We start from the raw sequence: 13,480 nt of genomic DNA, 5'->3' as shown, positions 1-13,480 counted from the left end.
TTGTGCCGAAGCTTGGAGGCCGCCCGTGTCCGAACTCCAGTCCAACTCCCTGTCCAGGCGTCAGTTCGTCGGCCGTGCGGCCGCGGCGGGTGTTGCGGTCAGCCTGGCCGGCTCGGTCGAGGCGCTGTACACCGCCCAGCCCGCGCTGGGGACGTCCGGCCCGAAGATCGGGTACGGGCCGCTGATCGAGGACCCGGACGGCATGCTCGACCTGCCGCGCGGGTTCGGCTACAAGATCCTGTCGCGCGAGGGCACGGTCCGGCCCGACGGGCTGAAGACCCCGAGCCGGTTCGATGGCATGGGTGCCTTCGCCGATCGCGACGGCGGGTCCCGCCTGGTCCGTAACCACGAGTGCAGTCCGACCTCGGCGATCAAGGTGGTCGCTCCGGCCGAACGCACGTACGATCCGGCCGGTGCGGGCGGGACCAGCACGCTGGTCGTCGACCGGCACAACGCGGCGACGAAGGAGTTCGTCAGCCTCGGCGGTACGGCGATCAACTGCTCCGGTGGCATCACCCCGTGGCGCACCTGGCTGACGTGTGAGGAGACCGAGCTCAAGGCCGGTCAGAGCGGCTACACCAAGGACCACGGCTTCATCTTCGAGGTCGACCCGTACGACGACCGCCGCAACAACAACCCGGTCCCTCTGACGGCGATGGGGCGGTTCCAGCACGAAGCCGTCGCCATCGACCCGTCGACCGGCATCGTGTACGAGACAGAGGACGCGTTCGTCGCCCCGCTCGGCGGCTTCTACCGGTTCCTGCCGAACCGCCCCAGCGGCGGCTGGGGAACGCTGCGAGCGGGTGGCGAGCTGCAGGCCATGCACATCCCGGATCTCCCGGATCTGTCCGTCGTCCAGGAAGCCGGTGCGCTGTTCCACGGCGTGCAGTGGGTCAAGGTCCCAGACCCCCTGGCCACGACCGAGTCGGTCCGGGCCCAGGACTACGCCAAGCCGATCACCGGCGGCTACAAGCTCGAGGGCTGCTGGTGGGGTGACCGCGACCGCTGCGTGTACTTCGTCTCGTCGTTCGCCCGGACCGAGCTCGGCCCGAAGGTCGACCACGACGGCCAGGTCTGGCGGTACGACCCGCGGAAGCAGACGCTGCGCCTCGAGGTGATCTTCACCCGGCCGAAGCCCGGTTCGGACGACCCCGAGTTCGATGCCCCCGACAACATCACGATGTCGCCGTACGGCGGGCTGATGATGTGCGAGGACGGGCTCGGCGAGCAGCACATCCTCGGCACCACCGAAGACGGTCAGGTGTTCAAGTTCGCCCGCAACCGGGTCAACAACGGCACCCCGGAGGACCCGGAGTACGGCGAACTGTCCGGGGCCGGCTTCTCCGCGGACGGCCGGACGATGTTCTTCAACGTCTACAACCCCGGCATCACGTACGCCGTCACCGGCCCGTGGCGCCGCCGGCGGTGAGCGCCTCGACGTAGACCCACGCGCCGTCCTCGCGGAGGAAGCGGCTGTTCTCGTGCTGGCCGGTCAGGTGGCCGGCCAGCACGTAGTTCGCGCGGAACTCGACGGTGCCCTCGGAGTGGAAGGCGCTGCCTGCGGTGCTGCCGAGGATCTCGAGGCCCGTCCACTTGATGTCGTCGTCCAGCTGGAGCTTCGACGGGCGGGTCGTGGAGTGCCAGGTGCGGAGGAGATACGGCACGTCGCCGACGACGAAGGCGCTGTAACGCGAGCGCATGAGTTGCTCGGCGGTGATCGCCGCCCTACGGCCGCGGTGCAGGCTGCCACAGCAGTCGTCATAGGTGGCGTCGAGCCCACACGGACAGGATCTGGCCATCTCACACCGCGCCGGGGAACGCGACCGGCGCGCCACCCCAGGCGATTTGGGTGCTGGCAGCCGACAGCAGGCTCTCGATCGCGAAGCTGCGGACGGCCGGCTGCTCGGCCGCCTCGACCAGGTCGCCGTACACGGCTGCGACTCGCCGCTCGATCAGCAGGACAAGGGCGGCGGCGGTGGCGGCGTTCGTGACCGCTTGGGGCAGGTCGTACGCCGGGTCCGCGGCGACCGGGGTCTTACCGGCCGCCACCACCAAGGCACTGAGCTGGTCGCGATTGCTGCGGTGCTGCTCGTAGAGATCCGTCGCACCCCGGAAGCGGGCGCCACTGAGCTTCCCGCCGGCCACGCCCACGCCGTACAGAGCGGCATGTTCGCCGGCAAGTGCCGCCTGCAGGGCTTCCAGCTGGGTCATGGGGCCTCCCGGCCTGGACTGAGGAGTGGAGGGAGCGAAGCGACTGGAGCGACGAGGGAAGGCCGGGAGTCAAAGCCCCATGACCCCGCCGGCGCCGAAGGCCCGGCCAAAAGCACAGTCATGGGGCCTCCTTTTTCTTGGGGGGCAGCGTGGTTGCCAGCTGGGTCTCGGAGGCGGCGATCATCGCCAGCAGGCGGGCTGGGGCGCCGGACAGTTTGACCGCCGCGGCGGCGTGGACGATCGCCGCGGCCTTCTCCTGCCTGGCCAGGCCGGCGAGTGCGGCCGCCGACGTACTCGGAACGGCTGGTGCCTTCGCGGCCGCGGGCGTGACCCCGTCGGTTTCCTTCAGCTTGGCCAGGTGACTCACGTGGTACTTCGCGCCGGCCGCGAGCTGGGTGCGCAGCGCCGGGAACTTCCGGCTCACCGCGGCGAACCCGAGGGACAATTGAGTCACCTGGGTGGCCGCCGTACTGAGTGCGGCGACGACCGCCGGGTCGACGGTCGGTGTCTCCTCGGCCGGTCGGTCCGACGACCCCGGGTTGACGGCGCCCGGCGTACCGGCCGGATCGTCCTTGCAGCCGGCCAGCGTGGTCGCACCGGGCACCAGGGCCGCGGTCACGAGGACGGCGCGGCGGGAGACGCGGCGGGGCAGGCGGGGTTCGATCGGCACGGCGGAACGATACCTGGTGCCCGCCGTTGACCGGTCTGGGACGAGCCGGTGGCGCGGACACCGCGACCGGCCGGATATGGTGGGCTACTGCCCTTGGCAGCACTGTCAAGGGTGGAACGGGTGCACAACTGGAGAGAGGCAGGTCTACCTGTGAGCCGAAAGACTGACCACACGGACACCACGAGCCTCGAGAACTTCCTGCGGCCGATCGTCGGGCAGTTCGGCTGCGACCTGGAGGCCGCCGACATCGCTCCGGCCGGCCGCCGCCGGTTGCTGCGCGTGCTCGTCGATCGCGACGGGGGCATCAGCCTGGACGACGTCGCCGACGTCACCCGGGCCATCTCCAAGGCACTCGACGCCGACGACATCATGGGCGAGGGCGCTTACACACTGGAGGTTTCCAGCCCCGGTGTGGACCGGCCGCTCACGCTGCCCCGGCACTGGCGGCGCAACGTCAGCCGGCTGGTCGCTGTCACGCTGACCGCCGGGGGCAAGCTGACCGGCCGGATCAAGTCCGCCTCCGAGGAGGCGGCCGAGCTGGACGTCGACGGCACGCGGCAGACCGTCGCGTACGCCGACGTGGCCAAGGCCAAGATCCAGATCGAATTCAACCGGGCTGCCGGCAACGACGAAACAGAAACACCTGCCGACGGCACGGTGGAGGAGAGCTGACATGGACATCGACATGGCCGTGCTGCGGTCACTGGAGCGGGAGAAGGACATCGCCCTCGAGGTCGTCGTCGAGGCGATCGAGGCGGCCCTCCTGGTCGCGTACCACCGGACCGAGGGGGCTCAGCAGCACGCTCGCGTCGAGCTGGACCGCAAGACCGGGCACGTGACCGTGCACGCGCGGGAGCTCGCCGAGGACGGCACGCTGGCCCGCGAGTACGACGACACCCCGGCCGACTTCGGCCGGATCGCGGCCACCACGGCCAAGCAGATCATCCTGCAGCGGCTGCGCGACGCCGAGGACGAGGTCCGGTACGGCGAGTTCTCCGGCAAGGAGGGCGACATCGTCTCCGGCGTGGTCCAGCAGGGCCGCGACCCGCGCTCGGTGATGGTCGACCTCGGCAAGATCGAGGCGGTGCTGCCGGCGCCGGAGCAGGTGCCGGGGGAGAAGTACGAGCACGGCTCCCGGCTGCGGGTGTACGTGGTGGGCGTGCGGAAGGGCTTCAAGGGCCCGCAGATCACGGTCAGCCGGACCCACCCGAACCTGGTCAAGAAGCTGTTCGCGCTCGAGGTCCCGGAGATCGCCGACGGCACGGTGGAGATCACCGCGATCGCGCGGGAGGCCGGTCACCGGACGAAGATCGCCGTCCGGACCCTGAACCCGTCGGTGAACGGGAAGGGCGCCTGCATCGGCCCGATGGGCCAGCGGGTGCGCAACATCATGCACGAACTGCACGGTGAGAAGATCGACATCATCGACCACAGCGACGATCCGGCCACCTTCGTCGGGAATGCGCTGTCCCCGGCGCAGGTTACGTCTGTCGAGGTAGTGGACGCTGCCGCGCGCGCCGCGCGGGTCATCGTCCCCGACTACCAGCTCTCGCTCGCGATCGGCAAGGAGGGGCAGAACGCCCGCCTCGCCGCCCGGCTCACCGGGTGGCGGATCGACATCCGGCCGGATACCGATGTGACTCGTGAGGACGAGAAGGTAGACTGATCTCTCGGTCGGTCGACTGAGTCGCAACCACACCCTGAGGAACGCGTGACAGTGACTACAGACGCGCGCCCTGGCCAAGCCCGGGAGCGCACCTGTATCGGGTGCCGGAAGCGGTCCAGTCCGGCTGACTTGCTGCGGATGACGGTGTCCGGAGGGCTTGTCCTCCCGGATCCCGATCGTCGGGCACCTGGCCGCGGGGCGCATCTGCACCCGGTGGCCGAGTGCTTCGACCTCGCTGAGCGGCGAAAAGCGTTTCCGCGGGCCTTCAAGGTCCCCGGTCCGCTTGAGCTGGCGCTCGTGCGGGAACATGTTGCGCAGCGCAGTACGGAAAGCAGTAGTGAAACAAGTGCGGCCACCAGGCCGCCCGCAGTGGTCCAGAACGGACCGTCGCGACGACATGAAGGCGGGTCATCGACTCATGACCACTCGATGAGTGTCGAACGATGAGTGCAATGCGATGAGCATGTACGTCAACTAACGGTCCGCGCCCAGGCTCGGACCAGAGGGAGAGTAGTGGCAAAGGTCCGGGTCTACGAGCTCGCGAAAGAGCTCGGAGTTACCAGCAAGGTCGTTCTGACCAGGCTGAACGACATGGGAGAGTTCGTCCGATCGGCATCCTCGACGATCGAGGCACCCGTCGTACGACGGTTGGCGGAAGAGTTCGAGAAGAACCCGCCGAAGAAGCGCGCGGCCAAGAAGGCCGCCGCGAGTACGTCTGCCGCGCCGCAGGCGACCGCACCGGTCGCACCTGCCGAGCCGGCCAGAAAAGCACAGCCTGCCCCGGTTGGGCGTCCCGCGCCGGCTGCTGAGCCGACCCCGGCGCCGGTCGCGCAGTCCCCGACAGTGGAGGCCCCGAAGGTGGAGGCCCCGGTGGCCGAGAAGGTCGAGTCCGCTCCGGCACCGGTGAAGTCGGTTCCGACCCCGGGTGTGAAGCCGGGTCCGCGTCCGGGCCCGAAGCCGGCCCCGCGGCAGGAGACCGCTCCGGTCGAAACCGCTCCGGCGGCCAAGGCAGAGACCCCGGCCGCACCGTCGTTCGAGGCACCGGCCGCCAAGGCCACGCCGGCCGCTCCGGCGCCGACCCCGGCGCCCGCTCAGCCGGAGGTTCCGGCTGCGCAGCAGCGTCCGGTCGCCGAGACTTCGGCCCGGCCCGGCCCGCGTCCGGGTGGCTCGGGTTCCGGTCCGCGTCCGGGTGGGCCCAGGCCCGGTGGCCAGGGCAGCGCTCCGCGTCCGGGAGCCCCGCGCCCCGGTGCGCCGCGTCCGGGTGGTCAGGGCGGTGGTGGCCCGCGTCCGGGTGCGCCGCGTCCGGGCAACAACCCGTTCAGCTCGACCCAGGGCATGCAGCGCGGTGGCGCTCGCCCCGGCCCGGGTGGTCAGGGTGGCGGCTCCGGTCAGGGTGCGAGCCCGGCCGGGATGGCGCCGCGTCCGCCGCAGGCCCGCAGTGACCGCGGTGGCGGTAACGACCGGCCGCGCCCGAGTGGTGTGCCCGGTGCGCCGCGCCCCAACCCGGCGATGATGCCGAAGTCCTCGGCCGGTACGTTCACCGGCCGCCCGTCCGGTCCCGGTGGGGGCGCGGGCGGCGGTGGCGGCGGCGGTGGCCGCGGCCGTCCCGGTGGCGCTCCGAGTGGACCGGGTGCCGGTCCGCGCAGTGGCGGCGGTGGCGGTGGCGGCGGTTTCCGTCCCGGTGGCGGCGGCCCCAGCGGCCCGCCCGGTGGCGGCGGTGGCCGTCCGGGTCCGGGCAACCGCGGTCGTGGCGGGACACAGGGTGCCTTCGGGCGTCCGGGCGGTCCGGCCCGTCGTGGTCGCAAGTCGAAGCGGGCCAAGCGCCAGGAATTCGACAACATGCAGGCGCCGGCGGTCGGCGGCGTCCGCGTCAAGCACGGTGACGGCGAGATCGTGCGCCTTGCCCGTGGCGCGTCGCTGACGGACTTCGCCGAGAAGGTCGGCGTCGACCCGGCGTCGCTGGTGCAGGTGCTGTTCCACCTCGGTGAGATGGTGACCGCGACCCAGTCGGTCAACGAGGAGACGCTGCAACTGCTCGCCACCGAGCTCAACTACGACGTGCAGATCGTGTCCCCGGAGGACGAGGACCGCGAGCTGCTGCAGTCGTTCGACATCGACTTCGGTACCGACGAGGGCGACGAGACCGATCTGGTCAAGCGGCCGCCGGTCGTGACCGTGATGGGTCACGTCGACCACGGTAAGACGAAGCTGCTGGACGCGGTCCGCGAGGCGAACGTGGTCGCCAAGGAGGCCGGTGGCATCACCCAGCACATCGGTGCGTACCAGGTGACGACCGAGGTCGACGGCGAGCAGCGGGCCATCACCTTCGTCGACACCCCGGGTCACGAGGCGTTCACCGCCATGCGTGCCCGTGGTGCGCAGGCCACCGACATCGTCATCCTGGTGGTCGCGGCCGACGACGGCGTGATGCCGCAGACGATCGAGGCACTGAACCACGCCCGGGCGGCGAACGTCCCGATCGTGGTCGCGGTGAACAAGATCGACGTCCCGAGTGCGGACCCGGCCAAGGTGCGCGGTCAGCTGACCGAGTACGGCCTGGTGCCCGAGGAGTACGGCGGCGACACGATGTTCGTCGACGTCTCGGCGAAGTCCCGGATCAACATCGACGGGCTGCTCGAGTCCGTGGTCCTGACCGCGGACGCGGCGCTGGACCTGCGGGCCAACCCGAACATGCACGCCGAGGGCATCGCGATCGAGGCCAACCTGGACAAGGGCCGTGGTCCGGTGGCGACCGTGCTGGTCCAGCGCGGCACGCTGCGGGTCGGCGACTCGATGGTGGCCGGACCGGCGTACGGCCGGGTCCGGGCCATGCTCGACGAGCACGGCGACCCGGTCGAGGAGGCGACGCCGTCGCGTCCGGTCCTGGTGCTCGGTCTGACCGCCGTACCAGGTGCGGGTGACAAGTTCCTGGTCGTCGACGACGACCGCAGGGCACGGCAGATCGCCGAGAAGCGCGAAGCTCGCGCCCGGGCGGCCGCCAACGCCAAGCGTCGTGCGCGCCGGACCCTCGAGGACTTCATGGCCTCGATGGAGAAGGGCGAGACGCAGGAGCTGCTGCTCATCCTCAAGGGCGACGTGTCCGGTTCGGTCGAGGCGCTGGAAGACGCCCTGGTCCGGATCGAGGTCGGCGACGAGGTCAACCTCCGCGTCATCGACCGCGGCGTCGGTGCGATCAACGAGAACGACGTCAACCTGGCCATCGCGTCGAACGCCGTCATCATCGGCTTCAACGTGCGGCCGGCGGGCAAGGCCGGCGACGTGGCCGAGCGCGAGGGCGTGGATGTCCGGTACTACTCGGTCATCTACGCGGCGATCGACGACATCGAGGCCGCCCTGAAGGGCATGCTGAAGCCGATCTACGAGGAGGCCGTCCTCGGCCAGGCGGAGATCCGGGAGATCTTCCGCTCCTCGAAGGTGGGCAACATCGCCGGTTGCTGGGTGACCAACGGCCTGATCAAGCGCAACGCCAAGGTCCGGTTGATCCGGGACGGTGCGGTGATCGTCGACAACACCGAGCTGTCGTCGCTGAAGAGGTTCAAGGACGACGCGTCCGAGGTCCGCGAGGGCTTCGAGTGCGGTCTGACCATCAACAACTTCAACGACATCAAGATCGGTGACGTCGTGGAGTCCTTCGAGCTCCGCGAGAAGCCGCGTAACTGACAGCAGTCGGTGCTCGGGACCTCCGGGCACCGGAGTAACGTCCGGAGAGGCGGTTGTCTCTCCGGACGTTTACTTGTGAATGAGGGAGTGAGCCCTGATGGGTGAAGCAAGGGCGAAGCAGCTGGCCGACCGGATCCAGGTGCTCGTCGCCGAGCTGCTCGAACGCCGGGTCAAGGACCCCCGGCTGGGCTTCGTCACTGTGACGGACGCCCGGCTGACCGGCGACCTGCGCGAGGCCAGCGTCTTCTACACCGTGTACGGCGACGACCAGGACCGGGCGTCGACCGCGGCCGCGCTGGAGTCGGCGCGTGGCCTGATCCGAAGCGAGGTCGGCAAGGCCCTCGGCCTGCGGCACAGCCCGAGCGTGGCGTTCTTCCTGGACGCCGTGCCGGAGACCGCCGGGCACATCGAGGAGCTGCTGGCCAAGGCCCGGACGGCCGACGCCGAGGTGGCCAAGTCGGCCGCGGGCGCGAAGCCGGCCGGTGACGCGGATCCGTACAAGCACAAGGACGACGACGAGGACGACCAGGACTGAGTGCTGCGTTGAACACCACGTCCACTGAGTTCAGCGCGACCTCCGACGGGATCGTCGTCGTCGACAAACCGGACGGGATGACGTCGCACACCGTCGTCGCCCGCATCCGGCGGCTGGCCGGCACCCGCAAGGTCGGGCACGCCGGCACGCTCGACCCGATGGCGACCGGTGTGCTGGTCGTCGGCATCAACCGGGCCACTCGGCTGCTGGGTCATCTCCAGCTGGCCGACAAGTCGTACGACGCGACGATCCGGCTCGGCGCGACCACGACGACCGACGACGCCGAAGGGGAGATCGTCACCACTTCGGCGGTCGACGGCGTGACCGCGGAGGCGATCGCGGCCGCGGTGGTCGGTTTCCGCGGCGAGATCGCGCAGGTCCCGTCGAAGGTGTCCGCGATCAAGGTCGACGGGCGGCGCGCGTACGAACGGGTCCGGGCGGGTGAAGAGGTCGCCCTGAAGGCTCGGGCGGTGACGGTGTCCCGGTACGACATTCTCGACGTACGCCCGGGGGCGGACGGCATCGATGTGGATGTCTCTGTGGACTGCTCCAGCGGCACGTACATCCGCGCGCTGGCCCGCGACCTCGGCGCCGAGCTCGGTGTCGGCGGTCACCTCACGGCACTTCGCCGTACCCGCGTGGGCTCCTTCGACCTGGCGGCGGCGCACACCCTCGAGTCGCTGGCCGAGGACTTCGCCTGGCTGCCGATCGCGGACGTTGCCGCCGGCACCTTCCCGCGCTACGACGCCGACGCCGACCAGGCCGCCGCGATCCGCACCGGCCGCCCGCTATCCGGCCTCAAACTCCAGCCGGGCCAGACCGCCATGTTCGACCCCACCGGCATCTTCCTGGCCCTCTACGAACCCCACGGCCCGATAGCCAAACCCACGGCCGTCTTCGTCAGCTGATCGGCGTACGCCTGGGGTATTGGTGACGGTATGAGCGGCGGGGAGGAACAGCGGGCTGAGTTCGGGACGGTTGCTACCTGGACGGCTGAGGTTGTGGGGGAGCTCGGGGACGAGTACGCGATTGTGGCGGGGTGCCGTGGGAGCGGGGATCCTGGGCTGCTGGAGTGGCTGGCTCGGTCCTGTGGGGTGGGTCCTGGGGTGTCCCTGGTCGACGTGGGGGCCGGGGTTGGTGGCGCGTCCGCGTGGGCTGCGGAGAAGTACGGCGTACGGCCGGTGCTGGTCGAGCCGATGGAGGACGCGTGCCGGGCGGAGCGGCGGATCTTCGGGCGTACGCCGATCTGTGCGACCGGGGACCGGCTGCCGTTCGGAGAAGGTGCCTTCGACGTGGCCTGGTGTATCGGTGTGCTCTGCACCGTGCACGACAAGCTTGCGTTGCTGCGGGAGCTTCGGCGGGTTCTGCGGCCCGGTGGTTCGGTCGGCTTGCTGGTGCTGGTGGCTGAGCCTGGACTGCACAGTGAGCTGCCTCGCGGGAACGAGTTCCCAAGCCTGGACGAGTTGGGGGATCTGCTCGGGCAGACGGGTCTCAGCATCCGCGAGTTGAGGGAGGCGCCGGGTGGTGGTGAGCCAGCGGAGTGGCGGCAGAAGGCTGAGCACGTGGATGAGCTGCTTGCGAAGGCCCACGGTGACGACCCGCGCTGGCTGGAGGCGGAGGAGCAGTCGAGCAGGCTCGCGCACCTGCTGACGAGCCGTCAGCTCACCCGGCGGCTGGTCCACGCCGTCAAGTCCTGAATCCTGTCGGTGGGGCGTTCTACCGTCGGGGGAATGAGATACGGGTTCGTGATGGCGGCTGGGGACGCGCGGGCGGCGGCCGAGTTGGCGGCGCTGGCCGAGGAACACGGGTGGGACGGGTTCTTCGTGTGGGAGTCGGTCTGGGGGATCGACGCCTGGGTGATGCTCGGTGCGGCGGCGATGACGACCGAGCGGATCCGGCTGGGGACGATGCTGACGCCCTTGCCGCGGCGGAAGCCGTGGGATGTGGCAGGGCAGACGTCGACCGTGGACAACCTGAGCAACGGGCGGGTGACGCTGGCGGTCGGGCTCGGGGTGGCGGGGGAGGAGCGGTTCTGGTTGTTCGAGGACGATCCGGGGCGGAAGGTGCGCGCCGAGCTGATGGATGAATCGCTGGAGATGCTGCAGTACCTGTGGCGCGACGAGCCGTTCGAGTTCGCCGGTAAGCACTACCGGTCGAAGAAGATCGCCGAGCTGATGCCGCCCGCGCCCGCGCCACCGCCACCGGTGCAGCAGCCACGGATCCCGACCTGGGTGGTGGGTGCCTGGCCGCGGCCGAAGTCGATGCGCCGGGCCGCGCTGCAGGACGGCTGGCTGCCGAACTACATCGTTCCGCCCGGTGGACAGCCGGGGGAGCTGACCCCGGAGCTCCTCGCCGAGGGAGTCGCCTGGATCCGCCAGGAACGCGCCGCCCACGGCCTCACCATGGACGGGTACGACGTAGTCGCCGAAGGCACCACCACCGCCGACGACCCCAACGCCGCCGACACCGTCCGCCCCTGGGCCAACGCCGGCGCCACGTGGTGGATAGACGCCGACTGGTCCTCGATGGACCCCACTGCAGCCCGAGTCGCGGCTGAACGCCGGTTGAGAGCCGGCCCACCGCGCGTCGACTGACCCACCGCCGAAGGTTCACCGCACATCCAGGCGTCAAGGTGGCGTCAAGATTGGCGGGGGCCGCGTCAAGGTGGCGTCAAGACCGGCGGTCCGGACCGCGGCGGGGCGGTTCGCTGGTGTTGTGAAGTTGTTGGAGCTGCCGAAGAGGTTCTTGGTCGGGCGTCCGCTGCGCAGCGAACGGCTGGGCGAGACCCTGCTGCCGAAGAAGCTCGCGTTGCCGGTGTTCTGCAGCGACCCGCTCTCCTCGAACGCCTACGCGACCGAAGAGATCCTGCTGATGCTCAGCCTGGGCGGGCTGACCCTGCTGCACCTGACGCCCTGGATCGCGGCCGTCGTCGTCGCTCTGCTCGTCGTGGTCGTGGCGTCCTACCGGCAGACCTGTCACGCGTACCCGAGTGGTGGTGGCGCGTACGCCGTCAGCCGGGCGAACCTCGGGCAGAACGCCTCGCTGGTCGCGGCCAGCGCCCTGCTCGTCGACTACGTGCTGACCGTCGCGGTCTCGGTGGCCGCCGGCGTGCAGAACCTCGTGTCGGCGATCCCTGGACTCGGGCCGCACGCGGTGCTGGTGTCAGTCGGCATGATCGCTGTGCTGGCACTGATGAACCTGCGCGGTGTCAAGGAGTCCGGTACGGCGTTCGCCGTCCCGACGTACGGGTTCATCGCGGTCGTGCTCACGATGATCGCGGTCGGCTTCGTCCGGATCCTCACCGGTGACACCCCGCGCGCCGAGTCCGCGCCGTACGGGATCGAGGCCGCGACCCACGCCGGTGGCCTGGTCGTCGTCCTGCTCGCGATGCGCGCTTTCGCTTCCGGATGTACGGCGCTGACCGGCGTCGAGGCGGTCAGCAACGGCGTGCCGAATTTCAAGCCACCGAAGAGCAGGAACGCCGCGGCGACGCTGACCATCATGGGCGCGGTGACGATCGCGATGTTCGCCGGCATCACCGTCCTGGCGCTGGTGACGGATGTCCACGTGGCCTCCGACGGCGGCCGGATCACCGGTGCCCCGGCGGACTACGAGCAGCGCACGGTCATCGCCCAGGTGGCCGGGGCGGTGTTCGGCGGCTACCACTCGATCGGATTCTTCGCCGTGCAGGCGTTCACCGCGGCGATCCTGGTGCTGGCCGCCAACACCGCGTTCAACGGCTTCCCGATCCTGGCCTCGCTGCTCGGTCACGACGGGTTCCTGCCCAGGCAGTTCGCCCGGCGCGGCGACCGGCTGGTCTACAGCAACGGCATCCTGATCCTGTCGGCGCTCGCCTGCCTGCTGATCTGGGTCTTCGATGCCAGTACGACGCGGCTGATCCAGCTCTACATCATCGGCGTCTTCGTGTCGTTCACGCTCAGCCAGGCCGGCATGGTCGTGCACTGGACCCGCCTGCTGCGCGATCCGTTGGCAAGGGCAACGGCCTCGATGCACCGGTCCCGCGGCATCAACGCCCTCGGTGCGGTGTTCACCGCCGTCGTGCTGGTCGTCGTACTGATCACCAAGTTCACCCACGGCGCGTGGATCGTGGTCATCGCGATGCCGGCGATCTTCTTGCTGATGAGGGGGATCCGGCGACACTACGACCGCGTCGACGTCGAGCTGACGCCGCGTCCGGGTGGCGTCACCCTGCCACCGCGGGTGTTCGCGATCGTCCTGGTGTCCAGGTTGCACACCCCGACGTTGCGGGCGCTCGCGTACGCCCGGGCGACCCGTCCGACGTCGCTGACCGCGGTGACGGTCAGCACCGACGAAGACGCGTCCGACGCCTTGCTTCGCGACTGGAGTGAGCGCGACATTCCTGTCCCGTTGAAGGTGCTGCACTCGCCGTACCGCGATGTGACCGGTCCGGTGCTGAGCTACGTCAAGGACGTACGGCGGAACAGTCCGCGTGACCTGGTCGCGGTGTTCATCCCGGAGTACGTCGTCGGCCACTGGTGGGAGGCGCTCCTACACAACCAGAGTGCGCTGCGGTTGAAGGCGCGGCTGCTGTTCCAACCTGGCGTGATGGTGATCAACGTGCCGTGGAAGCTCGGGTCCGCGGAGGTTCTCGAGGCCCGGCGGGTCGAGCCGGCGGCCGCGGAGCCGTCACACGACAAGGTCGCAGGGCCGGTCTGACCTGCTCCAGCCGTGCGAC

13 protein-coding genes are annotated in these 13,480 nt (G+C 70.0%); 10 read left to right on the top strand and 3 right to left on the bottom strand.

Going from position 1 to position 13,480, the window contains the following annotated elements; translation table 11 throughout:
* The first annotated feature begins 25 nt into the window (after positions 1 to 25).
* The gene (locus tag AB0E63_RS14955) at positions 26 to 1,429 is read left to right on the top strand and encodes an alkaline phosphatase PhoX (RefSeq protein WP_360365615.1); all 1,404 of its coding nucleotides are present in this window, start codon (positions 26 to 28) and stop codon (positions 1,427 to 1,429) included.
* On the opposite strand, the gene AB0E63_RS14950 is transcribed toward AB0E63_RS14955, so the two are convergent.
* The 3 genes from AB0E63_RS14950 to AB0E63_RS14940 all read right to left on the bottom strand — a co-directional run bounded on the left by AB0E63_RS14950 (position 1,401) and on the right by AB0E63_RS14940 (position 2,881).
* Entirely contained in the window at positions 1,401 to 1,799 is a 399-nt protein-coding gene (locus tag AB0E63_RS14950) for a YchJ family metal-binding protein (RefSeq protein WP_360365613.1), read from the bottom strand. The genes AB0E63_RS14955 and AB0E63_RS14950 overlap by 29 nt on opposite strands.
* Before the next feature lies 1 nt (position 1,800).
* Positions 1,801 to 2,211 carry a ferritin-like domain-containing protein gene (locus AB0E63_RS14945; protein ID WP_360365612.1) on the bottom strand — a complete coding sequence of 137 codons (411 nt, stop codon included), beginning with the start codon at positions 2,209 to 2,211 and terminating at the stop codon, positions 1,801 to 1,803.
* Positions 2,212 to 2,329: 118 nt separating this feature from the next.
* Positions 2,330 to 2,881, bottom strand: coding sequence for a cell division protein FtsK (locus AB0E63_RS14940; protein ID WP_360365611.1), 552 nt, complete (start codon positions 2,879 to 2,881; stop codon positions 2,330 to 2,332).
* Between the two features lie 150 nt (positions 2,882 to 3,031).
* Between AB0E63_RS14940 and rimP the strand changes: the two genes are divergently transcribed.
* From rimP to AB0E63_RS14895, 9 genes are all read left to right on the top strand, one after another.
* Entirely contained in the window at positions 3,032 to 3,553 is a 522-nt protein-coding gene (gene rimP / locus AB0E63_RS14935; RefSeq protein ID WP_360365609.1) for a ribosome maturation factor RimP, read from the top strand.
* A 1-nt stretch (position 3,554) separates the two neighbouring features.
* Entirely contained in the window at positions 3,555 to 4,547 is a 993-nt protein-coding gene (gene nusA / locus AB0E63_RS14930) for a transcription termination factor NusA (RefSeq protein WP_360365607.1), read from the top strand.
* A gap of 45 nt (positions 4,548 to 4,592) precedes the next feature.
* Complete coding sequence (locus AB0E63_RS14925; RefSeq protein ID WP_360365605.1) at positions 4,593 to 4,994, top strand: YlxR family protein; 402 nt, start codon at positions 4,593 to 4,595, stop codon at positions 4,992 to 4,994.
* A 66-nt stretch (positions 4,995 to 5,060) separates the two neighbouring features.
* The gene (gene infB, locus AB0E63_RS14920; protein ID WP_360365603.1) at positions 5,061 to 8,228 is read left to right on the top strand and encodes a translation initiation factor IF-2; all 3,168 of its coding nucleotides are present in this window, start codon (positions 5,061 to 5,063) and stop codon (positions 8,226 to 8,228) included.
* 97 nt (positions 8,229 to 8,325) lie between these two features.
* Positions 8,326 to 8,763 (top strand): 30S ribosome-binding factor RbfA, encoded by a 438-nt coding sequence (gene rbfA / locus AB0E63_RS14915; RefSeq protein ID WP_360365601.1) that lies wholly within the window; start codon positions 8,326 to 8,328, stop codon positions 8,761 to 8,763.
* 8 nt (positions 8,764 to 8,771) lie between these two features.
* Positions 8,772 to 9,671 (top strand): tRNA pseudouridine(55) synthase TruB, encoded by a 900-nt coding sequence (gene truB / locus AB0E63_RS14910; protein WP_360365599.1) that lies wholly within the window; start codon positions 8,772 to 8,774, stop codon positions 9,669 to 9,671.
* A 30-nt stretch (positions 9,672 to 9,701) separates the two neighbouring features.
* Positions 9,702 to 10,460, top strand: a complete 759-nt coding sequence (locus tag AB0E63_RS14905) for a methyltransferase domain-containing protein (protein ID WP_360365597.1) — start codon at positions 9,702 to 9,704, stop codon at positions 10,458 to 10,460.
* Positions 10,461 to 10,493: 33 nt separating this feature from the next.
* A complete protein-coding gene (locus AB0E63_RS14900) occupies positions 10,494 to 11,357 on the top strand; it encodes an LLM class flavin-dependent oxidoreductase (protein ID WP_360365595.1) in 864 nt (287 codons plus the stop codon).
* 121 nt (positions 11,358 to 11,478) lie between these two features.
* A complete protein-coding gene (locus tag AB0E63_RS14895; RefSeq protein ID WP_360365593.1) occupies positions 11,479 to 13,461 on the top strand; it encodes an APC family permease in 1,983 nt (660 codons plus the stop codon).
* Positions 13,462 to 13,480: the final 19 nt, after the last annotated feature.

The sequence above is a fragment of the Kribbella sp. NPDC026596 genome (assembly GCF_040638415.1).
Classification (GTDB): Bacteria; Actinomycetota; Actinomycetes; order Propionibacteriales; family Kribbellaceae; genus Kribbella.
The sequence above is the reverse complement of the archived record's forward strand: the minus strand, read 5'-3'. Positions and strand labels throughout refer to the sequence as shown.